This window comes from Pyxidicoccus sp. MSG2 (genome assembly GCF_026626705.1).
Lineage (GTDB): Bacteria > Myxococcota > Myxococcia > Myxococcales > Myxococcaceae > Myxococcus.
Genome location: NZ_JAPNKC010000001.1, coordinates 6904261 through 6929014, shown reverse-complemented (window position 1 = coordinate 6929014; position 24754 = coordinate 6904261). Strand labels below are relative to the sequence as shown.

19 protein-coding genes are annotated in these 24754 nt (G+C 71.0%); 11 read left to right on the top strand and 8 right to left on the bottom strand.

Going from position 1 to position 24754, the window contains the following annotated elements; all coding sequences use genetic code 11:
• The first annotated feature begins 20 nt into the window (after positions 1–20).
• The 11 genes from OV427_RS27310 to OV427_RS27260 all read left to right on the top strand — a co-directional run bounded on the left by OV427_RS27310 (position 21) and on the right by OV427_RS27260 (position 16750).
• Complete coding sequence (locus tag OV427_RS27310) at positions 21–2048, top strand: DUF7151 family protein (protein ID WP_267859114.1); 2028 nt, start codon at positions 21–23, stop codon at positions 2046–2048.
• 57 nt (positions 2049–2105) lie between these two features.
• Positions 2106–4133, top strand: a complete 2028-nt coding sequence (locus tag OV427_RS27305) for a DUF7151 family protein (RefSeq protein ID WP_267859113.1) — start codon at positions 2106–2108, stop codon at positions 4131–4133.
• 39 nt (positions 4134–4172) lie between these two features.
• Positions 4173–6200, top strand: a complete 2028-nt coding sequence (locus OV427_RS27300) for a DUF7151 family protein (RefSeq protein WP_267859112.1) — start codon at positions 4173–4175, stop codon at positions 6198–6200.
• Positions 6201–6240: 40 nt separating this feature from the next.
• Positions 6241–8271 (top strand): DUF7151 family protein, encoded by a 2031-nt coding sequence (locus OV427_RS27295; RefSeq protein WP_267859111.1) that lies wholly within the window; start codon positions 6241–6243, stop codon positions 8269–8271.
• 73 nt (positions 8272–8344) lie between these two features.
• Positions 8345–10066: a DUF6311 domain-containing protein gene (locus OV427_RS27290; RefSeq protein ID WP_267859110.1), complete on the top strand. Its 1722-nt coding sequence runs from the start codon at positions 8345–8347 to the stop codon at positions 10064–10066.
• Between the two features lie 93 nt (positions 10067–10159).
• Positions 10160–11548: an ATP-binding protein gene (locus OV427_RS27285; RefSeq protein WP_267859109.1), complete on the top strand. Its 1389-nt coding sequence runs from the start codon at positions 10160–10162 to the stop codon at positions 11546–11548.
• Between the two features lie 234 nt (positions 11549–11782).
• On the top strand, positions 11783–12280 hold the full coding sequence (locus tag OV427_RS27280) for a hypothetical protein (protein WP_267859108.1): 498 nt from the start codon (positions 11783–11785) through the stop codon (positions 12278–12280).
• A gap of 32 nt (positions 12281–12312) precedes the next feature.
• Positions 12313–13392, top strand: coding sequence for a Gfo/Idh/MocA family protein (locus OV427_RS27275; protein WP_267859107.1), 1080 nt, complete (start codon positions 12313–12315; stop codon positions 13390–13392).
• Between the two features lie 71 nt (positions 13393–13463).
• The gene (locus OV427_RS27270) at positions 13464–14303 is read left to right on the top strand and encodes a VOC family protein (protein ID WP_267859106.1); all 840 of its coding nucleotides are present in this window, start codon (positions 13464–13466) and stop codon (positions 14301–14303) included.
• Positions 14304–14495: 192 nt separating this feature from the next.
• Positions 14496–16061 carry an AAA family ATPase gene (locus tag OV427_RS27265; protein ID WP_267859105.1) on the top strand — a complete coding sequence of 522 codons (1566 nt, stop codon included), beginning with the start codon at positions 14496–14498 and terminating at the stop codon, positions 16059–16061.
• Positions 16058–16750 (top strand): hypothetical protein, encoded by a 693-nt coding sequence (locus OV427_RS27260; protein WP_267859104.1) that lies wholly within the window; start codon positions 16058–16060, stop codon positions 16748–16750. Before OV427_RS27265 ends, OV427_RS27260 begins: the two co-directional genes overlap by 4 nt.
• A gap of 4 nt (positions 16751–16754) precedes the next feature.
• Here OV427_RS27260 and larC read toward each other — a convergent pair whose 3' ends face one another.
• From larC to OV427_RS27220, 8 genes are all read right to left on the bottom strand, one after another.
• Positions 16755–17927: a nickel pincer cofactor biosynthesis protein LarC gene (gene larC, locus OV427_RS27255; protein WP_267859103.1), complete on the bottom strand. Its 1173-nt coding sequence runs from the start codon at positions 17925–17927 to the stop codon at positions 16755–16757.
• A gap of 1 nt (position 17928) precedes the next feature.
• The gene (larB, locus tag OV427_RS27250) at positions 17929–18681 is read right to left on the bottom strand and encodes a nickel pincer cofactor biosynthesis protein LarB (RefSeq protein WP_267859102.1); all 753 of its coding nucleotides are present in this window, start codon (positions 18679–18681) and stop codon (positions 17929–17931) included.
• 25 nt (positions 18682–18706) lie between these two features.
• Entirely contained in the window at positions 18707–19306 is a 600-nt protein-coding gene (locus OV427_RS27245; RefSeq protein ID WP_267859101.1) for a chemotaxis protein CheC, read from the bottom strand.
• Positions 19303–21705: a chemotaxis protein CheA gene (locus OV427_RS27240; protein ID WP_267859100.1), complete on the bottom strand. Its 2403-nt coding sequence runs from the start codon at positions 21703–21705 to the stop codon at positions 19303–19305. Before OV427_RS27240 ends, OV427_RS27245 begins: the two co-directional genes overlap by 4 nt.
• Positions 21706–21755: 50 nt before the next feature.
• Positions 21756–22124, bottom strand: a complete 369-nt coding sequence (locus OV427_RS27235; protein ID WP_011556618.1) for a response regulator — start codon at positions 22122–22124, stop codon at positions 21756–21758.
• 70 nt (positions 22125–22194) lie between these two features.
• Positions 22195–22617, bottom strand: coding sequence for a chemotaxis protein CheW (locus OV427_RS27230; protein WP_267859099.1), 423 nt, complete (start codon positions 22615–22617; stop codon positions 22195–22197).
• 53 nt (positions 22618–22670) lie between these two features.
• A complete protein-coding gene (locus OV427_RS27225; RefSeq protein WP_267859098.1) occupies positions 22671–23348 on the bottom strand; it encodes an MmcQ/YjbR family DNA-binding protein in 678 nt (225 codons plus the stop codon).
• Positions 23345–24727 carry a methyl-accepting chemotaxis protein gene (locus OV427_RS27220; RefSeq protein ID WP_267859097.1) on the bottom strand — a complete coding sequence of 461 codons (1383 nt, stop codon included), beginning with the start codon at positions 24725–24727 and terminating at the stop codon, positions 23345–23347. Before OV427_RS27220 ends, OV427_RS27225 begins: the two co-directional genes overlap by 4 nt.
• Positions 24728–24754: the final 27 nt, after the last annotated feature.

The following is a 24754-nucleotide window of genomic DNA, read 5'->3' as shown; positions in this document are numbered from 1 at the left end:
GGCCCATGAGAGACGTAGCCATGAGATGGACCTGGATGGTGGTGCTCGCACTGTCGGCGGGTTGTGACGGCATCGACCTGGGGCAGCTCGTGCGGCAGCACGAGCCGCTCACCCTCATCATCGAGGAGCCGGCGGGCCCCCACTGCGAGCACGGCGGCAGCGCGGTGCTCACGGGCCTGGACCTGGACGACGACGACGTGCTGGCCGACGACGAGGTGAAGACCACCACGTACGACTGTGATGACGCTCCCCCGAGCGCGCTGACGCGCACGCGCGAGGAGCCGGCGGGCACGCACTGCCTGAATGGCGGCCGGGCGGTGGAGACGGGCCTGGACGTGGACGCCAGCGGCACGCTCGAGGATGCGGAAGTCACGGCCACCGAGTACCTCTGCGCCACGGCCATTCCGCGCGTGCTGATGCGCGCCCAGGCCGTGCCTCCCGGGCAGCGGTGCGCCCTGGGCGGCCAGGTGTCGCGCGCCGGCTACGACGTCAATGACAACAGCGAGCTGGAGGACGGCGAGGTCACCCGCGAGGTGTATGGCTGCACGGAGCCGGACACCGTCGTCACCCGCGCGAGCCCGGCGCCCTCGCAGCTGTCCCCCTGCGTCCCCGAGGGCTCGTTGGTGGAGGCGGGCGTGGACCTGGACCGCGACGGCGTGCTCGACGACGACGAGCGCCGGGCCTCGGTCATCGCCTGTACGGAGCTCCCGCAGCTCCGCGTCCGGCAGCGCCCGGAGCCCATCGGCGCCGCGTGCGCCGCCGGGGGTATTCGCGTGGAGGTCGGCGCGGACGACGACGGCGACGGGACGTTCGAGGACCAGGAGGTGGGCGCCAACACCACCGTGTGCCATCCCGCGCGCACGTTCGACGGCACCTTCGAGGTGAAGAGCGCGGCGGACGTCGCGGCGCTCCAGGGCATCGGCCGCGTCCGGGGCTCCCTCCACATCAGCAGCTCTGTCGTCAACGAGGTGGTGCTCCCCGGCCTCCAGTCCGTGGAGGGCCAGCTCCTCATCACCAACAACGGCTCGCTGACCCGCGTGGAGCTGACCGGCCTGCGCTTCGTGGCGGAGGACGTGCTCGTCATCAACAACTCGGCGATGGGGACGCTCAAGCTCGGAAACCAGCTGGGTTCGGGCAGCCGGCTCTGGATTGCGGGCGACCTGAACGTGGAGACCAATGCCAGCCTCCCCACGCTGTTCGGGCTGAGGAGCGCGGTTCCCGGTCGCAACATCACCCTCTCTGACAACGATGCGATGGTGACGTCGGGGACCTTCGATGATGTCCGTGAGCTCAAGGGCTCCATCGTCGTCAGTGACAACGACGCGCTGCTGGGCCTGCCCTTTGCCAGCCTGTTCCGGGTGGGTGGCAGCTTCACCATCACCTCCAACAAGGTGCTGCCGAACCTGACGTGCGCGACGCTGACGTACGTCGGCGACCGTCTCGAAATCTCCCGGAACGCCGCGCTGACCGACCTGAGCGGCATGCCCGCCCTCGAGTCCGTCGCCGGCAGCCTGGCGGTGTCGGAGAACGACGGCATGCTGTCCACGGCGGGGATGGATTCGCTGAACCGGGTGGGGTCGCTCCATGTGGCCCGCAACCCCCTGCTGGAGACGGTGGCCGCGTTCCCCATGCTGAGGTCCGTGGGCTCCCTCAGCGTCAGTGAGAACGCGAAGCTCACCTCCCTGGGCACCTTCCAGCTGCGCAGCCTGGACAGCCTGTTCGTCAATTTCAACCCGCTGCTGACGCACCTCAAGGGCCTGGAGCGGCTGGAGTCGTTGCGCGTGCTGGGCGTGGAGTTCAGCAACGGCCTGACGACCCTGGCGGACCTGGGACACGTGCGCTCGCTGGAGCAACTGACCCTCGTCGACAACCTCAACCTCACCCGACTGGACCTGACTGCCCTGCAGCGCGTGGACAACTTCTTCACCATCGTGGACAACCCGAAGCTGCCCACGTGCCTGGCCACCTCGCTCGCGACGCTTGCGTACAAGGGCGGCGGGGGCGCGCCGCAAATCAGCGGCAACGACTCCACGGCCACCTGCGACTGAGCGCCGTCTCCGGACACGGCGGCGGCGCCGTTCCGGGGGCACCAAGGAGAAGCACCGATGCGATGGACCTGGACGGCGGTGCTCGCGTTGGTGGCCGGCTGCAACGGCATCCAGCTGGACGACGTCGTGAAGCAGCACGGGGCGCGCACCCGGGTGGCCGCGGAGCCTCCCGGCGTCCACTGCGCGCACGGCGGCAGCGCGGTGCTGTCCGGCCTGGACCTGAACGACAACGACGTGCTCGACGACGGCGAGGTGACGCGCACCGAGTACGTCTGCGCCACGGCGCTGACGCGCATGACGGCCGAGCCGGCGGGGCCCCACTGCGCGCTGGGCGGGCAGGCAATCCAGACGGGTGTGGACGTGGACGGCAGCGGCGCGCTCGAGGACGCCGAAGTCACGGCCACCGACTACCTCTGCGCCACCGCCGTCCCGGACGTGCTGGTGCGCACGCAGGAGGTGCGGCCCGGAGACGCGTGCCCGCATGGCGGCCAGCTGTCGCGCGCCGGGCACGACGCCAACGGCAACGGCGAGCTGGAGGATGGCGAAGTCACCCGCGAGGTGTACGGCTGCATGACCCCGGCAACGGTGGTCGCCCGCGTCCGCAACTCCGAGCCCCCTCCCTTCAATTGCGCCGGGCAGATGACGTCGGTGGAAGCAGGGCTGGACTCGGACCGGGATGGCGAGCTGGACGACGCGGAGCGGCGGACCGGGATGAACCTGTGCGCGGACGCCGCCCGGGTGGTCGTGGCGCTGTTCACGGAGCCGGCGGGCGCGCAGTGCCCCGCCGGGGGCACGTGGGTGGTGGCGGGCGAGGACACCGACAGGGACGGCAAGCTGGACGAGCTGGAAGTCGTCGCGGCGCGCCTCGTATGCCAGCCGCTGCACACGTACGTCGGGGACTATTGGGTGACGACCGCGGCGGACCTCGCGGCGCTCCAGGGCATCTCCCATCTCCAGGGCCACCTCTTCATTTCGGGCACACAGCTGACCGAGGTGGTGCTCCCGGGACTGTCCGTGGTGGAGGGGCAGGTGCTCGTCACCGGCAACAGCCTCCTGACGCGCCTGGAGCTGCCGGGCCTGCGGTTCGTGGGGCAGGACCTGGAGGTCTCCTCGCAGCCGCTGATGGAGACGCTGGTGCTGGGCAGCGCCTTGAGCGGCCAGCTGTGGGTGGAGCAGTACCTGCGCATCCGCTCCAATCCGCGACTGGCGACCCTGGGCGGTCTGGACCAGGTCACCCCGCGCCTGGGGCTGGAGCTGCAGGAGAACGACGCGCTGGACTTCGTCGACGGCCAGCAGGGCTTCTCCGCCATCCAGTCGCTCGCGGACACCCTCCGCGTCTCCGGCAACGATTCGCTGCACGCGCTCCCCTTCCCCAACCTGCAGCAGGTGGGCGGCACCGTGGAGATTGTCGGCAACCAGGCCCTTCGGTCCCTGTCGGGAACGCACCTGTACTTCGTCGGCTCGGACCTGTGGATCTCCGACAATGACCTGCTCCAGGACCTGTCGGGGATGAACTACCTGCAGGCCATCAACGTCCGGCTCATCGTCTCCGGCAACGATTCGCTGCGCACCACCGAGGGCCTGCCGGGACTCGCCCGGGTGGGTGGGCTCAGCTTCAGCGGGAACTCCCAGCTGGAGTGGGTGGGCGACATGCCCGCCCTGCGCTCCATCGAATTCCAGCTCGACCTCAGCTTCAACCCGAAGCTGCGGGGCCTGCGCAACCTGGATGGCCTGCGGTACTTCTCGCAGCTGACCCTCGTCGACAACCCGCTGCTGACCGAGCTGTCGCCGCTCTCGCGGGCCACGTACCTGGAGAGCCTGAAGGTGCAGCGCTGCCCCGGGCTGACGAGCCTGGGCGTGCTGGCGGGCCTGCGCGAGGTGGCCGAGCTCAACCTGATGGAGAACGACAACCTGACCCGGTTCGACCTGGGCGCGCTGCAGAAGGTGTCGAAGCAGTTCTTCGTCACCCACAACCCGAAGCTGCCCACGTGCCGGGTCACCTCGCTCGCGGATGCGGTGTACACGGGCAACCCATCCCTGCGGCGCATCACCAACAACGACGACACGGCCACCTGTGGCAACTGACGGTGGGAAGGGCCGCGCGCCCTGGGGAGTACCTGGACGATGCGCTCGACGTGGCTGGTAGTGCTCGCGCTGGTGGCGGGCTGTGACGGCATCATCCTGCGAGAGCCCGTCCCCTCGCACGCGGCACGCACGCGCATCACCCCGGAGCCTCCGGGCGCGCACTGCCCGCATGGCGGTCAGGCGGTGCTCTCCGGCCTGGACCTCGATGACGACGGCGTGCTCGACGACGGCGAGGTGACGACCACCGAGTACGCCTGCGCCACGGTGCTCGTCTACAGCCAGCCGGAGCCGGCGGGCCCCCACTGCGAGCACGGCGGGCGGGCGGTGCGCACCGGCCCGGACACGGACACGGACGGGCAGCTCGACGACGGCGAGGTGACGGCCACCGAGTACCTCTGCGCCACGGCCATCCCGGACGTGCTGGTGCGCACGCGGGTGGTCCAGCCCGGCGAGAAGTGCCCGAATGGCGGCCAGCTGTCGCGCGCCGGGCACGACACCAACGGCAACGGCGAGCTGGAGGACGGCGAGGTCACCCGCGAGGTGTACGGCTGCATGTCTCCGGAGATGGTGCTCGCCCGCGTCCGCGACTTCGAGCCGCCGCCCTTCCTCTGCGCAGGGAAGATGACGTCGGTCGAAGCAGGGTTGGACTCGGACCAGGATGGCGAGCTGGACGATGGAGAGAGCCGGGCCCGGATGACGCTCTGCCTGGACGTCTCCCGGGTGGCGGTGAAGCTGCTCGAGGAAGGCCCGGGCGCGCGGTGCCCCGCCGGCGGCACGCGGGTGCAGGCCGGTGAGGACGTGAATCACGACGGCGAGCTGGTCGGCCTGGAGGTCTCCTCGGAGACCTTCGTGTGCCAGCCGCTGGGCAGGTATGCCGGGAACTACGAGGTGAAGACCGCGGCGGACCTCGCGGCGCTCCAGGGCATCTCCCATATCGAGGGCCACCTCGTCATCCAGGACACGCAGCTGACCGAGGTGGTGCTCCCGGGACTGTCGGTGGTCGAGGGCCGGGTGCTCGTCGATGGCAACAGCCTCCTGACGCGCCTGGAGCTGCCGGGCCTGCGCTTCGTCGAGCATGACGCGCAGGTGTCCTCACACCCGCTGCTGGAGACCTTGGTACTCGGCGGCGCCTGGGGCGCGAAGCTGCGGGTGGAGGGATTCCTGAGCATCCGCGCCAACCCGCGACTGGCGAGCCTGGCCGGGCTGAGCAATGTCATCCCGCGCGTGGGCCTGGGCCTGCAGGAGAACGACGCGCTGGACTTCGTGCAGGACCAGGAGGGCTTCGGCAGCGTCGAGTGGCTCACGGGCTACCTCGTCGTCTCGAACAATGCCTCGCTGCATGCGCTCCCCTTTCCCAACCTGCGGCACGTGGGCGGCAGCGTGCAGATCTACGGCAACAGCTCCCTGCGGAACCTGTCGGGCACGAACCTGACCTCCATCGGCGCGGAGCTGTGGGTGGGCGACAATGACCTGCTCGAGGACCTGTCGGGGATGCCCTCGCTGCAGGCCCTCACCGGCCGCCTCAGCGTCAGTGGCAACGACGCGCTGCGCACCACCGCGGGCCTGTCGGGGCTCGCCTGGGTGGGCGGGTTCGTCATCATCCGCAACCCCCAGCTGGAGTGGGTGGGCGACATGCCCGCACTGCGCTCCGTCGACTTCCAGTTCGAGCTCAGCATGAACCCGAAGCTGCGGGGCCTGCGCAACCTGGACCAACTGCTGTACATCTCGCAGCTGACCCTCACCGACAACCCGCTGCTAGATGAGCTGTCGCCGCTCGCGCGGATGACGCGCCTGGAGAGCCTGAAGGTGCAGCGCAACGCCGCGCTGACGAGCCTGGGGGCCCTGGCGGACCTGCGCGAGGTGACCGAGCTCAACCTGATGGAGAACCCGAACCTGACCCGGTTCGACCTGGGCGCGCTGCAGAAGGTGTCGCGGGAGTTCTCCGTCACCTACAACCCGAAGCTGCCCACGTGCCGGGTCACCGCGCTCGCGGATGCGGTGTACACGGGCAATCCCGCTCAGCGGAGCATCACCAACAACGACGACACGGCCACCTGCGACAACTGACGGTGGGAAGGGCCGCGCGCCCTGGGGAAGGACCTGGACGATGCGCTCGACATGGCTGGTGGTGCTCGCGCTGGTGGCGGGCTGTGACGGCATCGACCTGGGGGAGCTCGTCCCCTCGCACGCGGCACGCACGCGCATCGCCCCGGAGCCTCCGGGCGCGCACTGCCCGCACGGCGGGCAGGCGGTGCTCTCCGGCCTGGACCTCGATGACGACGGCGTGCTCGACGACGGCGAGGTGACGACCACCGAGTACGCCTGCACCACGGTGCTCGTCTACAGCCAGCCGGAGCCGGAGGGCCCCCACTGCGAGCACGGCGGGAGGGCGGTGCACACCGGCCCGGACACGGACGCGGACGGGCAGCTCGACGACGGCGAGGTGACGGCCACCGAATACGTCTGCGCCACGGCCATCCCGGACGTGCTGGTGCGCACGCGGCAGCTGCCGCCCGGGGAGAAGTGCCCGAATGGAGGCCAGGTCTCCCACGCCGGACGCGACGTGGACGGCAATGGGCTGCTGGACGACGGGGAGATTTCCCGCGAGGTGTACGGCTGCATGGAGCCGGCGCCGGTGCTCGCGCGGGTGCTCCCCCTGGCGGTGCCCCCTCCCGGGTGCAGGAAGACCAGCTCGCTCCTCGAGGCTGGCGTGGACGAGGACGAAGATGGGGTGCTCGACGACGCGGAGGCGAGGGCCTCCCTGCGCATGTGCCTGGCGCCCGAAGCGGTGTTCCTGCTCCAGCGGCCCGAGCCCGCGGGCGTGCGGTGCCCCACGGGAGGCACCGCGGTGGGGGCCGGCCTGGACCTGAACGAGGACGCGAAGCTGTCTCCCAACGAGGTGCTCGTCACCGCGTACGTGTGCCAGCCCACGGCCACCTACGAGGGGACCTATCAGGTGCGGAACGCGGCGGACCTCGCGGCGCTCCAGGCCATCTCCCACATCAAGGGCGGGCTCGACATCACCGACTCGGACCTCGCGCAGGTGGAGCTGCCCGGGCTCGTCTCGGTGGAGGGTTCGCTGAACATCGCCCGGAACCCGTCACTCACCGTGCTGAACCTGCTGGGCCTGCGCTCCGTGAGCGAGGCCGTCGTCATCGCCAATAACGACAACCTCGAGGTGCTTGGCCTCGGCCCGTCCGGTCCCATTCCGGCGCACGTGCTGCGGATTGGCACGGACCTGACGCTGGACACCAATGCCCGGCTGACGACGCTGTTCGGCTTGTCGGCCGCGCTCCCGCGCCAGAGCGTCAAGGTGGCGCGCAATGCGCTGCTCGTTGGCGGGGACGGGCCGCGGTACCTCGTGGAGCTGTCAGGCGACCTGGACATCGTGGAAAACCCTCGCCTGGAGTCGCTGGGCGCCTTCGGCGAGCTCGAGAAGGTGGGGGGCCGTGTGCTGCTCTTCAACAACGCCGCGCTCACCTCGCTCGCGGGGTTGGAGAAGCTGAAGACCGTTGCCTCGGATGTCGTCATCAACGACAACGATGCCCTGCTGAGCGTCGCGGCGCTGTCGGCCCTGGAGCGCATCGGCGGCAGGTTCGAGGCGAGCGACAACAACAGCATGCTCACGCTGGAGCTGCCCGCGCTCGTGCACGCCGGCAACATCGAGCTCCACTGGAACTACCAGCTGGAGACGGTGGGGCCCATGCCCTCCCTGGAGGCGGTGGACGGCATCTTCAGCATCAACAGCAACGACAAGCTGGTGGGCGTAACGGGCATGCCCCGTCTCGTCCATCTGGGCGGGGGACTCGGCCTCTCTGGAAACGCGCTGCTGGAGGACCTCTCCGGCTTCAGCCAGCTGCTGCGCTTGCAGCAGCTCGGGGTGTCCAGCAACAACGCCCTGACGAGCCTGGCGCAGCTGAACGGCCTGCGCGAGCTGGGAAGGCTGACCGTGCAGGACAATCGCCAACTCGTCCGGCTGGACCTGGACGGGCTCGTCCGGGTGACCCAGAGCTTTCAAGTCGTGGACAACCCGAAGCTTCCCGGGTGCCTGGCCACGTCGCTCGCGACGGCCGTGTACACCGGCCCGTCCGAAGAGCGCATCATCGAGCGCAACGCCGACACGCCCTGCGGCCTGTAGGCGCAGCGCGCCCGCACGGCGCTTGCCCGTGCCGGAAGCACGGCCCTACAGTGCCGCCCGTGCCAAGGCCGCCATGTCGAACCCGAGTCCGCCGGCGTTGATGGAGCCCTCCCCGCCCGCGCTCGCGCCGCCTTCACCCGTCCCCACCCGTGCGAGCCGGTGGGCGCCCTGGGTGGCCGCCCTCGGCGGGCTGGGCTGGTTCCTGTGGCTGGGCGGGGGCAACGTGCTGCCGCCCACGCGCATCGACTGGATGATGCGCGAGGACTGGGCGGGCCACATCTTCGGCTGGCTCTTCTACCGCAACGCCCCGTGGGGCCTGCCGCTGTCGTCCTCGCCCAACCAGCTCTACCCCTACGGCACCTCCGTGGCGCTCACGGACGGCAACCCGCTGGTGGCGGTGCTGCTCAAGCCCTTCAGCGCGCTCCTGCCCGCGGACTTCCAGTACACCGGCGCGTGGCTGGGGCTGTGCTTCGTGCTGATGGGGTACTTCGGCGCGCGGCTGGTGGCGGTGGTGTCGCCGCGCCCCGCGCACCAGGTGCTGGGCGGCGTGCTGCTGGCCCTGGCCCCGCCCATGGCGGCGCGCTTCGGCCACCCCACCCTGTGCGCGCACTGGCTGCTGGTGGCCATGCTGTGGCTGCACCTGCGCGACACTCCGGATGCCCACGCCGCGGGGAAGGCCCTGGCCCTGGCCGCGCTGTTCAACGCCGTGGGCGCGGGCACGCACCCGTACCTCGTGGCCATGCTCGCGCCGCTCGCGGTGGCGCTGACGGTGCGGCTCGCGCTCGGCCGGGTGCTCGGGTGGGGCGCGGCGGTGGCGGCCGCGGTGGGCTTCCTCCTGCTGGACGTGGGCGTCTTCGCCCTCTTCGGCTACTTCGGCGGCAGCGGGCTGGGCGCGGAGGGCTTCGGTGACTTCTCCGCGGACCTGGCCACGCTGTTCAACCCCATGGGCTGGTCGCGGCTCCTGCCCTCGCTGAACGCGGCGCCGAGGCAGGGCGAGGGCTTCGGCTACCTCGGGGCCGGCGCGCTGCTGCTGCTCGCCCTGTCCCTGCTCGCCACCGTGTTCCGCTTCTCCACGCTGCGCGGCGTGCCCTGGCGCCGCGGCGTGCCGGTGGCGGTGACGGTGCTGCTGATGGCCGCCTACGCGCTGTCGTGGCGCGTGACGTGGATGGGGCGGCAGGTGGTGGACCTGGGCGCGCTGTACGCGCCGCTCTCGCGGCTGACGTCGGCGTTCCGCTCGTCGGGGCGCTTCGTGTGGCCGCTGAGCTACCTGCTGGTGGCCTGCGCGGTGCTGCTGTGGCTGCGGCTGTGGCGGGCGCGTCCCTGGGTGGGCACCGCGGCGCTGGTGCTGGCCGTCGCGGTGCAGGCGTATGACTGGCGCGCGGAGCGCAGCCCGCTGCACCGGCCCGGGAGCTTCCGTCGCCTCCAGGCTCCCGAGTGGGCGGAATTGCGCGGTGCCTACCAGCACCTCGCCCTCTTTCCACCCCACATCCAGTGGGTATGCCGCTATGACGAGCCGGTGGTGAACGCACTCGGCTACACGGCCTATCGACTGGGACTCACCTTCAACAGCGGCTACGCGTCACGTACGCCGCCGGAGCTGGCCCGGGAGTGCCACGCAACGCTGCCTCCAGGCGGCGTGGACGCGGACACGGCCTATGTGGTCTCGGCCGAGGCGCTCGGGTCCTTCCTCCAGCAGGGTGCCCGCTGCGGCGTGCTGGAGGGACTGCCGGTGTGCGTGGCGGGGCAGCGGACGGACGCCTTCGCACGGGCGCTGGAGCGCCAGCCGCTGCGATAGTCACCGGGCGGCCGGGCGCTCCTCCCGCCGCCCGGACACGGCCGGTGGTCAGGAGATGGACACCCTCTCAGGGAAAGGCAGCATCGGGGACGTATGGGAAGCGAGGACATCGTCACAGCGTTGCGCCGGGTGTCGCTGTTCTCCCGGCTCAGCGACGAGCAGCTCCGGTGGATTGCCGACCACGGCCGGCAGCTCCACTTCGCGGCGGGCGTGCGCATCGCCGCGCAGGGAGACCCGGCCGACGGGCTGTCCGTCATCCTGGAGGGCCGCACGGAGTGGACACGCCGTGTGGGCGCGCAGGAGGTGCACGCCGCGACGCTGGAGGCGGGCGACATCTTCGGCGAGCTCATCCTCTTCCTGAACTCGCCCCACCCCACCACCGGCCGCGCGGTGACGGACGTGCGCCTGTTCCGCCTGGAGACCGCCACCTTCTGGGAATTGCTGCGCGTGGCGCCGGTGCTGATGCGCGGGCTGATGGAACTGGCCTCGCAGCGCTCGCAGCCCCACGAGACGGGCTCCAGGCAGCAACCGGAGCTGCTGTCCGCCGGACAGCTGGCGGCGGGGGTGGCGGGAGAGCTGGACAACCCCGCTGCGTCGTCGCGGCGGAGCGCGGCGCGCCTGCGCGAGACGCTGCGGGCGGTGTCGACGCGGGCCATGGCGCTCGGGGAGCACGGGCTGTCCCCGGCGCAGCGCGGGGCCCTGCTCGCCCTGCCCCGCGAGGCAGCCGAGCGCGGCAGGACGTCCCCGCTGCTGGAGCCCGTGGCTCGGGCGGAGCGCGAGGAGGCGCTGGGCAGCTGGCTGGAGGCACGCGGCGTGGCGGAGGCGTGGGAGGCGGCGCCCGTGCTGGTGGCCTCCGGGCTGGACGTGGCGTGGCTGGAGTCGGTGTCGACGCGCGTGGGCGAGGGGCTGCTGGGTGACGTGCTCGCGTGGCTGGTGGCCGCGGTGACGTGTGACGTGTTGCTGGCCGAGGTGGAGCGCGGCACGGCGCGCGTGTCCACGCTGGTGGAGGCGATGAAGGCCTACAGCTTCCTGGACCCGATGCCGGCGCAGGAAGTGGACCTGCACGAGGGCCTGGAGCGGACGCTGTCGGTGCTGGGCCACCGCATGTCCGACGGCCGCGTCACGGTGGAGCGCCAGTACGAGCGGAGCCTGCCGCGGCTGAAGGCGGAGGACGGCGCGCTCGAGGAGGTGTGGACGCAATTGGTGCTCAACGCGCTGCAGGCGCTGGGCGAGCGCGGCGGCCACCTGCGCCTGCGCACGTGGGCCGAGAGTGGGCGCGCGGTGGTGGAGGTGTCGGACGATGGACCGGGCATTCCGAAGGACCTGATGCCGCGCATCTTCGAGCCCTTCTTCAGCACGAAGCCGCACGCGGCGGGCCTGGGGCTGGACGTCTGCCGCCGTGTCGTCGAGCGGCACGGCGGAGACCTCCGCGTCCTGTCCGAGCCCGGCGGCACCCGCGTCCAGGTGCGCCTCCCGGTGTAGAGGGAAACCCGGGACAGGTGTCCGGATGTCCGACGGAGCACGGGCGCGGCATCCAGCCGGTGACGGATGCGGCGTGCCAGCGGGCTTGGAGCGTCACCCGCTTCACGCAAGGCCCGTGGGCGGATGGTCCGCCGCGCGCTGGAGGCGTGGACTCCTCCGCGCCCCCGTGTGCCGCTGGCCCGCGTGTACACTGGTGGAGTCGCGGCGCCCGCTTCATCGCGGAAGGAGGCTCGCATGTCCGGTGAGATTCAGGGCGCCTGGTTCAAGGCCATCCTCGGCTCGATGACCGCGGCGTCCTCGCGCTTCCCGCAGCACCAGCAGCGCATCAACAGCATGCGCGACGACACCTGGTACGCGTGGGAGGACTACGTCCGGATGACGGGCGAATTGCAGGCGGCGCTGGGGGACCGGGCGGTGGAGGCGATTGCGCAGCGCTCGGCGATGCGCACGCTGCCGCTGGCGCGCACCCTGGGCTTCGACTCGGTGGAGAAGGTGTTCGGCAACTTCGACGCGCTCCTGCACGCCATGGTGAGGGACCTGCCGGCGGCGGACTCCACGCGCACCGTGTCCTTCACGCCCCTGGCGGCGGAATTGGAGACGCAGTCGCGCCTGCCCACCTCGCTCCTCGTGGGCACCTTCCGGGGCCTGCTCATGGGCTTCGGGAAGATTGTCACGGAGGCCAGGGTGACGACCCGAGGCGGCACGCGGCGCTTCTCGCTGCGCTGGATGTGACGCGGGCGCCCGCTCTGGCAGGCTCCCCGTCCATGGTGCGCATCGGCGTCATCGGAACGAAGTGGGGCCTCATGCACGTGGGCGCCTTCCGCGCGGCGGGCGCGGAGGTGACGGCTCTCTGCGGGCAGAATCCCGACAACACGCGCGCGGTGGCGGCGCGAGAGGGCATCCCCCTGGCCACCACGGACGTGCGTGAATTGTGCGCTGCCGTGGACGCGGTGGTGGTGGCCTCTTCCGATGCGGCCCACCGTGCTCACATGGAGATGGCGCTGAACGCGGGCCGCCCCGTCCTGTGCGAGAAGCCACTGACCCGCACCGCCGAGCAGGCACGCGCCCTGCTCGCCCACGCTCGCTCCGCTACGAGTCCCTTCGCCCGCGAGAAGCCGCTGCCCCGCACCGCCGAGGAGGCGCGCGCGCTCCAGGTCCACGCGGGCCCCGTCGCGGTGAACTTCCCCTACCGCATGCTGCCTTCGCTGCGCGCGCTGAAGGCCTGGCTCTCGGAGCGGCCGGTGCGCCACCTCGCGCTCACGCTGCGCAACGGCTTCGCGGTGGATGAAGGCGACAGCGCCGGGCCCCTGCTCGGCGCTTCCGGCGACTGGGGCGGCATGTCCCATGTCATCGACGCGGCGCTGTGGCTCGCGGGCGCCGCTCCAGTCTGGGTGCAGGCGTCACTGTCCGGACGCCCCGTCCACACCGCCGCGCTGCACGTGGGGCTGTCCTCCGGGGCGGTGCTGGTGCTCACCCATGCCGCCTGTCCGGAGCCGGGCATTCATGGTGGCTGGACGCTGCTCGGACGCGGCTGGGAGGCCGGCTTCTCGGGCGGCTACGTGCCCTTGCGCGAGGGCTGGTGCGTGTCCCCGGTGCGCGGCTTCGAGCACGGCACGTGGAGGGACGTCGCGCCGGGCCTGGAGCCGCGCCCCGGCGAGCGGGAGCCGTGGGCCCAGGCGCATGTAGAAGGCGCGCGAAGGTTCCTCGGACTGCTGCGAGGCGAGCCCCGGGACGGACTGGCCACACTGGACGACGGTGCCACCGTGCAGGAGGTGCTCGCGGCGGCCATGGTGTCCGAGGAGACAGGTCGGCGGGTCCACCTGGAATCGCGCTCCGGGGCATGAACGCCGTCCAGCGACGCCAACCATCCGGCACTCGCGACACAGGCGCATCGCGCACCACGTGGAGAAGGGGCTTGGTAGTTTCCGCGCGCCCGAAGTCGCCGGGCACCTTTCCCTTTCCCGAGGAGCGCACGATGCCCGTGGTGGACAAGCACAACGTCGGAACCCCCACCTGGATGGACCTGATGACGACGGACCTGGAGAAGGCCCGCGCCTTCTACGGTGCGCTCTTCGGATGGAAGTTCCTCATCGGCCCGAAGGAGACGGGCTACTACACGATGTGCCAGCTCGACGGCCGCAACGTCGCCGGCATGGGCCAGCGGCCGGCGGACGCACCCTTCCCTCCCGCGTGGAGCCTCTACTTCGAGGTGGACGACATCGACGCGTACGCCGCGCGCGTGCGCAAGCACGGCGGCCACGTGGGCATGGGCCCCATGGACGTCATGGAGGAAGGGCGGCTCGCGTTCTGCTCGGACCCCACGGGCGCGCACTTCGGGATGTGGCAGTCGAAGAAGCACCAGGGCGCGAAGCTGGTGGGCGAGCCCGGCAGCATGGCGTGGCACGAGGTGAACACGCGCGATGCCGCCCGCGCGCGTGACTTCTACGCCGCCGTCTTCGGACTGGAGCCGAAGAAGATGGAGGGCATGGAGTACTGGACGCTGCACAAGGGCCCGCAGACCGTGGGCGGCGTGTTCCAGATGGACAGCAAGTGGCCCTCGGGCGTGCCCGCGCACTGGATGAACTACTTCGCCGTGACGGACACGGACGCGGCGGTGAAGAAAGTCACCGAGATGGGCGGCAAGGTGCACGTCCCGGCCATGGACACGCCCTACGGCCGCATGGCGACCGTCACGGACCCGGCCGGCGCGGCCTTCACCGTCATCAAGCTGTCCCCGTTCGCGCAGAGCATGTAGTCCTCGGCAGCCTCCAGGAGCCGGCGGGCGCCACGGGGTGGCCTCGCCGGCCCGGGCTTCCCCGCCTGTCCTGCACCCGGCCGCTTTCGCCCCCGCTCCCGCCCGCTTATCCCAGCGGGCGCCCGCCTTGCGTCTCAGCCCCATTCGTTGCGTGATGGCCCCTGACGTAGCGCCCCACGAACGCGAGCCGACATGTCGTCCACCCCCGCCGACCCTGCCCGCGCAGCCCGTCTCGCCGAGCCCTGGCTCGAGGAGCTCGACATCCTCGTGCGGGCCCGCTACCCGCTGCTCTACCTCGTGTCCTGGGAAGAGCACCGCGTGGACGCCATCCTCACGGAGCTGGCCCGCGCGCACGGCAAGGCGCTCTTCACCTGGTCCATCACCAAGGGCCTGCGCAGCGTGGGCACCTCGCGCACCGCGCCCCTGCCCGAGGACACGCGCAACCCCGTGGACGCGCTGGCCGCAATCGAAAAGCTGGGCGAGCCCGCGCTGGTGGTGCTCAAGGACTTCCACCCCTACCTGGAGGAGAAGGGCGTGGTGCGGGCGCTGAGGGAATTGGCCCACTTCCTCAAGAGCACCTTCACCACCGTCATCCTCCTGTCCCCCGCGCTCAACATCCCCATCGAGCTGGAGAAGGAAGTCTCCGTCGTCGACGTGCCCCTGCCCGGGTACAACGATTTGCTGCGACTCCTGAAGGAAATCGTCGCGCTGGTGCGCAGGAGCAACTCGGCCACCATCGAGCTGTCGCGCGAGCATGCCGACCAGCTCATCAAGGCGGCGCTCGGGCTGACGCTGTCGGAGGCGGAGAACGCCTTCGCCAAGGCCATCGCCGCGGACGGGAAGCTGGGCCCGGAGGACATCAAGCGCATCCAGGACGAGAAGCGGCAGGTGATTCGCAAGAGCGGCCTGCTGGAGTACTACCCGCCCGAGGAGAGCCTGGGGAACGTGGGCGGGCTGACGAACCTCAAGGCCTGGCTGAGCCAGCGCACCGCCGCCTTCGGAGAGCGCGCCCGCCAGTTCGGCCTGCCCGAGCCCCGGGGCCTGCTGCTGCTGGGCGTGCAGGGCTGCGGCAAGAGCCTCACCGCGAAGGCCGTCTCCGCGCACTGGAACCTGCCGCTCTTGCGGCTGGACATGGGACGCATCTTCAGCGGGCTGATTGGCTCGTCCGAGGAGAACCTGCGCAAGGCCATCCGCGTGGCGGAGAGCGTGGCGCCGGTGGTGCTGTGGGTGGACGAAATCGAGAAGGGCCTGTCGGGTGTGGCCTCCTCCAGCACGGGGGACAGCGGCGTGTCGGCGCGCGTGTTCGGCACGCTGCTCACCTGGCTGCAGGAGAAGACGGCGCCCGTCTTCGTGGTGGCCACCGCCAACCGCATCGACGGCCTGCCCCCGGAGGTGCTCCGCAAGGGGCGCTTCGACGAAATCTTCTTCATTGATTTGCCGGAGCAGGCCGAGCGGCAGGACATCTTCCGCATCCACCTGCACCGCAGGAAGCGCGAGCCCGCGGCGTTCGGCCTGGAGGAGCTGGCCACGCTCACCGACGGCTTCAGCGGCGCGGAAATCGAGCAGGTGGTCATCGCGGGCCTGTACGAGGCCTTCGCCGAGGGCATGGAGCTCGCCCAGCAGCACCTGGTGCGCGTCATCCAGGACACCTTCCCCCTGTCGGTAACGATGGGTGACGAGATTGGCCGGCTGCGCGAGTGGGCCCGGGGCCGCACCCGCCCGGCCTCGAGCAGCGTGCCGCCCGGGAGCCCGAGATGACGTCCAAGCTCTCCCGCTTCCTCCACCTGGAGCGCGCGCGCGTCGAGCGCCCCGAGTCCGAGACGTCCTCCCAGCTCCAGAGCGGCAACCGCTTCGAGTCCATGGAGGAGCGCAAGGAGCACCAGGAGGCCGGCGTGCCCGACGCGCACCTGGAGCGCTTCAGGGCCCAGGAGCCCATCTCACTCGCGGACGCGCCCGAGGAGGACGCACGGCGCTTCCCCCGCTGCATGCTGTGCGAGTCCGAGAATGGCCGCTTCGCCAAGACGTGCCGCATGTGCGGCGCGGACCTGGGCACGCCTCAGCAGCTCGAGTTCAACGAGCGGCTCTGGCAGGAGCGGCGCAAGGAGCTGACGCGGACGCGCGAGGACGAAGCCGAGGCGCTGCGCCAGTTCGAGGCCCAGCGGCGGCAGGACAACGCGGAGCAGCTCACCCGCCAGCTGGCGCAATTGCGCGCGGAGGAAGGGGCGCCCCGCTGGGTGCGCGCCTTCTCCCAGCACTCGACGCCAGGCACCGCGCTGCTGTCGCTCATCCCCCACCCGCTCGTCCGGTGGCTGACCTTCGCCGGAGCCGTGGGCCTGGCGGTGGGGCTCTGGCGCTACGGGCACGGACGGGCGCAGTGGGTAGGGGGCGGCCTGTTCTTCCTGCTGCTCCTCATGTTCCTGCCCCCCAAGGCCCTGAGACGGTACTGAGCCTTCAGCCCGCGCGGCCGAGCGCCGCCACCGCCGCGGCCATCACCTGCTTCACGGGCACGCCGGCGGCCTCGGCCACCTTGCGGCAGTCCTCGAACTCCGGGTGGGCATTCAGCACGGCGCCGCCGCGCAGCCCGCGCTTCACGCGGACCTTCCCCCACGGCGTCTCCACCTCCACCCAGTCGCGCTCCAGCGCCTGCCGCTCCACGCGGTGGTAGCGCACGCCCAGCGTGGTGGACTCGCGCAGCACCGTGCCCATCACCACTTCGCGCTTGCCGCCCTCCACCACCGCGCTCAGCAGGTGCCCGGGCCGGCTCTTCTTCATCACCACCGGCGCCACCCACGCGTCCAGCGCGCCCACCGCGAGCAGCTTCTCCACCAGGTACCCCAGGAGCTGCGGCGTGGAGTCGTCCAGGTTGGCCTCCACCACCCACAGCCCTTCCGTGCGCTCCTCCTCCATGCGCCCCAGCGAGGCGCGCAGCACGTTGGGCCGGTCCTTGAAGTCCTTCGTCCCCACGCCGTAGCCCACCTTCTCCACGATGAAGTCCGGAGGGTGGCCGATGTGCGCGAGCACCTTGAGCAGCGCCGCGCCGGTGGGCGTCGTCAATTCACCCACGCCCTCGAAGCGCACGGGCACGTCGCGCAGCAGCTCCAGCGTGGCGGGCACGGGAATGGGCATGTTGCCGTGGGCCACGCGGATGGTTCCGCTGCCCAGCGGCGGCGGCGCCGCGTACACCTCCGGGTTGCCCAGCAGCTCCAGCACCACCGCCGCGCCGCAGATGTCGACGATGGAGTCCACCGCCCCCACCTCGTGGAAGTGGATGTCGTCGATGGACACGCCGTGCACCTTCGCCTCGGCCTCGCCGATGGCGCGGAACACCGCCAGCGCCCGCTCCTTCGCGCGGGCCGGCAGCGTGGGCGCGGCCTCAATCAGCTTGCGGATGTCCGAGTAGGCCCGGTGCGGGTGCGCCTCGCGCGCGTCCAGCACCACGTCCAGGTGCGTGCCGCTGATGGCGTGGCGCACCGCGCGCTGCACCGCCAGCTTCCACCCCGGCACGCTCAGCCCGCTCAGCGCGTGCTCGAGCTCCGAGGGCGAGAGCCCCAGGTCCACGCCGGCCGCCAGGAACATGTCCCCGGCGATGCCACCCACCGGCTCCAGGTAGAGGATGCGCCGCATGTCACCGCCGTCCCTTCGTGCGGGAAATCAGCGCCGCGTAGAAGCCGCCGCCGAAGCCGTTGTCGATATTCACGGTGGCCACGTTGGAGGCGCACGAGTTCACCATGGCCAGCAGCGCGGACACGCCCCCGAAGTTGGCGCCGTAGCCCACGGACGTGGGCACCGCCACCACGGGAATGCCCACCAGCCCGCCCAGCGCGCTCCCCAGCGCGCCCTCCATGCCCGCCACGACGACGGCGGCGTGGCACTCCTGGATTTCCTCCCGCCGCCGCAGCAGCCGGTGGATGCCCGCCACGCCCACGTCGTAGACGCGCCGCACCTCCGCGCCCATGGCCTCGGCGGTGATGGCCGCCTCCTCCGCCACGGGGATGTCGCTGGTGCCGGCCGTCACCACCGCCACCTTCCCCGCGCGCACCTTGCCCTGCTTGAGGTGGAAGATGCGCGCCACGGAGTGGTACGTGCCCTTGGGGAAGCGGGCCACCAGCGCCTCCGCCTTGTCCGGCTGCAGCCGCGTCACCAGCACCGTCTGCTTGCGCTCCACCAGCGCACCGACGATGCCCAGCAACTGCTCCACCGTCTTCGGCTCGCCCAGCACCACCTCCGGGAAGCCGAAGCGCAGGTTGCGGTGCGTGTCGAGCGTCGCGTAACCCAGCTCGGCGAAGGGGAGGTCCTTCAGCTTGCCGACGGCGTCATCCACCGACACGCGGCCCGACTTGACGCTCCCGAGGAGCTGCTTCAGCGCCTTCTCGTCCATGGGCGCCCGTCTACCGCGAAACGGGCTACACGCCCAGTCGCGCCAGCAGGGCTTCGGCGCTCTCGCGCTCCAGCAGCAGCAGCAACTGTCCACCCACCGGCGGCACCGAGGCCGCCTGGAAGCGGGCCTCCAGCACCACCATGCCGCTGGCGCCGGGCCTGCCACGCACGGCCGCCTCCAGCGCCTCGCGCGCGCCGCCGCGGTGCAGGGACGGCACCGTGGGCATCAGCTTCCACCCCGTCAGCCGCCCCATGGCGGACAGGCAGGCGCTCGCCGCGATGTTGGCGACCTCGGCCATCACGCTGTCGCGCTCGGCCTGCTCCACGGGCTGACTGCCCAGCAGCAGTGACTCCAGCGAGCCCCCGTCCGCGCGGGGCAACACCAGCAGCAGCTCGCCATTCAGTGCATCGCCCTGGATGCCGAGCGACGCCGACACCACCGGGGCGTTGGCGTCCAACAGCCCCGCGGCGGCCATCGCCCCCGTCATCAGCACGCGGGGGATGGAGAGGTCCACCTGCCGCCCGCCCAACAGCCGGGAGAGCGCATTGGCCGCGTGGCCGCAGCCGATGTTGGCCACCTCGCGCAGGGTGTCCACCCGCGGGTCGTTGGGAAGGGGCAGGCTCACGCGGACAGTAACCTCGGCACGTCCAGGATGAACACCGGCCGGCCACTTCCGAGGATGGTGATGCCGGACAGCCCGGGCAGCAAGTCGAGCGGCCGGGACAGCGGCTTGAGCACCACCTCTTCCTGGCCCAGCAGCCGGTCCACCGCCAGCGCCACGCGCCCGGAGTCCGCGTCCATCACCACGAAGGGCCTGGCCCCCTGCCGCGCCGGGGCGGGGACGCCCAGCAGCGAGTCCAGCGAGTGCACGGGCAACAGCGAGTTGCCATGGGGCAGCAGCGCCGTCTCCCGGCTGCGGCTGAGCGTGTCGCCGTCCGCCTCCGTCGCCCCCACCACCTTGGCGATGGGCAGGCCGAACACTTCCTCGCCCACCTCCACCAGCAGCAGGTGCACCACCGCCACCGTCAGCGGCAGGCGCAGCGTGAAGCGGGTGCCCCGGCCCTTCTCGCTGTCGATTTCCAGCGTGCCGCCGACGTTCTCCACCACACGCTTCACCGCGTCCATGCCCACGCCACGGCCGGAGATGTCGGTGATGTCCTTGGCGGTGGAGACGCCCGGCAGGCACGACAGCAGGAAGGCCTCGCGGTCCGTCAGGCGCGACGCGTTCTCCACGGAGAGCAGCCCCTTGGCCACCGCCGAGGTCTTCAGCTTCGCCGGGTCCATCCCGCGGCCGTCGTCCTCGATTTCGACGATGACCCGGTCTCTGGCGCGCTTCACCGCCACCAGCACGCGCCCGCGCGGGCCCTTCTTCGCGGCGGCGCGCTCCTCGGGGGACTCCAACCCGTGGTCGATGCAGTTGCGCAGCAGGTGCATCAGCGGGTCGGCGAGCTCGTCGAGGATGGCCCGGTCCAGCTCGATTTCCGCGCCGGTGATGACCAGGTCGACCTCGCGCTCCTTGCGGCGGGCGATGTCGCGCGCGGCGCGGGGCAGCCGGTCGGTGATGAGCGACAGCGGCGTCATGCGCGCCGTCATCACCTTGTCGTGCAGGTCCTTCACCAGCGTGTGCAGCCGGTAGACACCCTCCTCCAGCGCGGGGCGGGTGTTCTCCGGCAGCACCTTGCCCACCTCGCGCAGGCGGGCCGTGGCGAGCATCAGCTCGCCCACCGTGTCGAGGAAGTAGTCGAGCAGCTCCGTGCGCACGCGCACCGTGCGCGACGAGGAGTCATTGGCGGGGCGGTTGCCCTCGGCCATCGGTAGCGGGGCGACCACCGGGGCGGGCGCGGCCACCGCCGGCTTCACCGAGATGACCTCCACCTCGGCCACGTTCTTCAGCGACGCGTGGATGCCGGAGTCGCCCGCCGCCGTCTCCAGCTCGAGCTGGATGTAGCCGTCGGGAATGCGGCCGGCCTTCAGCTCCTCCAGCGCGGGCCGCAGCTCCACCAGCGTGCCCAGGTTGGTGAGCCGCTTGTGCACCAGGAACGCGCGCACGCCAGGCACCTGGCAGGTGGGGGCGATTCGCAGCCGCACCGCCCAGCGCTGCGACGCGACGCGCGCGTCCGGCACGGCCGGCGCCTGGGGGGCCGGCGCAGTCGCCACCGTCAGCGCGCTCGCGGACGCCTTCAGCCCGTCACCGAGGTCCGTCGCGGCCGGAGCCACCAGCCCCATCGCCGCGGCGACGACGGCCACCGCGCCCGGGGCGGCCCCCACCGAGAGCTCGCCCACCGGGGAACCGGCCGCGTCCGGGGAGGGAACCACCGGCGCGAGCAGGTCCGGCGGCAGGTCCAGGCCCGCCACCGCCACGGAGGCTCCCGCCATCCCCACCACGCTCTGCGGACGGGGGGCGGACGAAGCGCCGGAAGCCTCCGGGGGCGTCTCCCCGGGAGTCTTCGCACCACCGACCTGGGTCGTCGCGGCTCCGGCACCGCCGGAGGAGTCCGTGCCCGCCGGGGGAGCCGGAGATGCCGCGCCACCGGTCCGCGCCGGAACCGAGACGACGCTGCCGTCCCCTTCCTCGGAGGCCCCACCGGCCGGCTTCAGCGCGGTGACCCTGGCGACGCGGGTGGCGGCCAGGGCCTGGCCCGTCATCGCGGTGACGCGGTTGCCGAGCTGCGTCAACAGCGCCGAGGCATCCTCCGGCGGCGTGTTCTCCGCCACGGCCCGCACCTGCGCCAGCATGGTGTCCGCGGCGGTGAGCAGCAGGTCCACGACGTCCCGGTCCAGGCGGCCGCGGTCCTGCCGGACGGCGTCCACCAGGTCCTCCACGCGGTGCGCGAGGATGGCGATGGACTCGAAGCCCATGGACGACGCCATGCCCTTCACCGAGTGCGCATGGCGGAACATGGAGTCCACCACGCCGGCACTGCTCTCGCGCTCCAACTGCACGAGGTCGCGTCCCAGCGCTTCCAGGTGGTCGGTGGCCTCCGAGATGAAGAGGCCGAGGTAGCGGGACATGTCCATGGTCATGGCCCGGCCTCGTCAGGACGAAGGGAACGGCCGCCGTTGGGCGAGTCCGCTCACGTCTCTCCCAATACCTTCTTCACCACCGCGAGCACGTCCTCGGCGCGGAACGGCTTGACGATGAAGTCGGACGCACCCGCCTCGATGGCCTCCATCACCAGGCTCTCCTGACCGAGCGCCGAGCACATGATGACCACGGCGCTGCTGTCGGCCTTGATGATTTCCCGCGTCGCCTCGATGCCGCTCTTGAACGGCATCACGATGTCCATCGTGGTGAGGTCGGGCTTGAGCTCCTTGTACTTCTCGACAGCTTCCAGCCCGTTGGCGGCCTCGCCGACGACCTCGAAACCTCCAGACGCAAAGATGTCCTTGATCATGTTGCGCATGAAGATGGCGTCGTCGACGACCAGGACCCGCTTAGCCATGTGAAGAACTCCGCCTCCGAATCACCTAGAGGAGCGCGGACACTAGCATCCGCGCTTTCCAGGGGGCTACTCACTTGGAATGGGTGAACAAGGCAACCACCGCGGCATCCAGCCCTTCGGGGTCCAGGACGGTTACTCCCAGGCCACCCAGCCGGGCGACTCCCCGGACTGCCGGCGTCAACTTCCCGGGCGCCGCGCTGACCCTCTCCACCGCCTCGATACCGTCCACATCCGTCACCAGCAGGCCCAGGTCCCGCCGCCCGCGGTCCAGCAACACCACCCGCGCCGAGGGCGTGGGCCCCTCTGGCAGGCTCAGGAGCTGTCTCAATTCCACCACCGTCACCACCCGGCCGCGAAGGTTCATCACCCCGGTAATCGCCGAGGGTGCACGGGGGACCCGGGTGAAGCGCTCCGGAGGCACGACGACCTCCCGCACCGCCGACAGCGGCAGTCCGTAGCGCTCCTTCTCCACCCGGAAGATGACGTGCCGCACAGAGGTAACGTTCTATCAGCTTTGAAATGGCCGGAGCGGCCAGTGCATGGGAGCTAACGCTTCGACGGAGACGTGGGTGCCGCGCCGCGCCGCGCCGTGGAGGACTTCCCGGGAGCCGCCTTCTTCGCCGCCGCCTTCTTCACGGCGCCAGCCTTCGCCACCGCCGCCTTCTTCACCGCACCGGCCTTCGCCACCGCCGCCTTCTTCACGGCGCCGGCCTTCGCCACCACGTTCTTCGCCGCCTTCTTCACGGCGCCGGCCTTCGCCACCGCCGCCTTCTTCACGGCACCGGCCTTCGCAACGGCCTTCTTCGCCGGAGCCTTCTTCGGAGCCGGAGCCGCCGCACCGCCCGCGGCCATCGCCTTGAGCACCTTCTGGGGCGCCACGGCGCGGAAGCTCTCGTGGATCCACTGGCTGAGCAATTCCACGGGGACGGAGTCACCGGGCTTGAAGGTGGCCGTCACCCAGCCGCTCTTGCCCATGCCGTAGCCGGTGGGCGCGGTGAAGGGGAGCATCAGCGCCGCTTCGTTGGAGTCGGGCAGCTTGGTGGTGACGGTGAGCCCGCTGTCCTCGAGCACGAGGATGGCGAACATCTTCCCCTTCACCTTGCCGCTGCGGTGGCCCCAGGGAAAGTCCTCGGTGGCTTCGGGCAGCGCGAGCATCACCTCGCGCAGGCGGTCCTCGGCGGCCTTCAGCTTCGGGTCCGCGTTCGTGGCGGGAAGGGTGGTCATGGGCTCAGGCGGAAGCTGCGCACGACGCTCTGCAGCTCGACGGAGAGGTTGGTCAGCTCGCTGGCCAGCGACGTCATCCGCGACACGGCGGCCGTCTGCTCCTGGATGACCTCCTGGATGGCCTCGGTGGAGGACGCGTTGTTGCGCGCCACCAGCTTGATTTCCTCGATGGCCTTCACCATCTCCTCGCTGCCCTTGAGCTGCTCGCGGGTGCTCTCGGAGATGAGGTGCACCTTCTCCGCGCCCTTGCGGACGGTGTCGGTGATGGCGCCCATGGAGCGGACGATGTTGCCCAGGTCCTCGCGGCCCTCGGCCAGCTCCGCGATGCCCTCCTTCATGGCGCTCACCACGGAGGTGGACTGGCCGGAGATGTCGCGCGCCAGCTTGGAAATCTGCTCCGCGGACCGGCCGGCGCTCTCCGCCAGCTTGCGGACCTCGTCGGCCACCACCGCGAAGCCGCGGCCGTACTCACCCGCGCGCGCCGCCTCGATGGTGGCGTTGAGCGCGAGCAGGTTCGTCTGCTGCGCCACCTGGGTAATCGCGTCGACGATCTTGGAGATTTCCTGCGTCTTCTCGCCGAAGGCGAACACCTGCTGGCTGGCGGACTCGATGCGGTTGAAGACCTTCTTCACCTTGTCGCCGGCCAGCCGCGCCGCCTTGGAGCCGTCCTCGGCCGCGCCGCTCGTCTCGGCCGCCGTCTTCGCGGCGTCCTCGGCGCTGGCCGTGGTGCGCTGGATGCTGCCGGCCATCTCGGTGATGACCTTGGACGCCTTGGAGACGAGCTGCGACTGCGACTCGGCGCCGGAGGCAATCTTGTTCATCGACGAGCCCACCTCTTCGGTGGAGCCGTTGACGTTCTCCGCCGAGCGCTGCAGGTCGATGGCGGTGTCGGCCACGCTCTTGGCCGTCTCCTGGATCTTGCCCACCAGCTCGCGCAGGTTCTCCTGCATGCGGGTGATGGCGCCGGTCAGCTCGTCGATTTCGTCGCGCGTGCTGCCGCCCTCGGCGGCCACCGGCTTGGACAGGTCTCCCTGGGAGATTTCGTACGCGGAACGGCTGAGCACCTTCACGCGGGTGACGCGCGCGAGCAGCGACGGCAGCAGTGCCGCGGCCGCACCGGTGATGAAGATGGAGACGCCGCCGCGCACCAGGTCCTTCCAGATGGCGGGCCCGGGGCTCAGCTCACGGAAGATGATGTCCGAGGAGAACATCCACACCGTGAGGAGCAGTCCGAGCACCACGTACCCGTTGAGGATCTTCCGGTGGAGGGAGACCTCACGCGTGGCACGGGGGCTGTCCACGGCCCGGAGCAGTCGCTGCACGGGCTCGCGGCGGGGAGTGAGTCCGGGGGATGTGTCGTCGCGAAGGGGACGGCGCACGGGTTGCTTTCAGGGGATAAGAAGCGT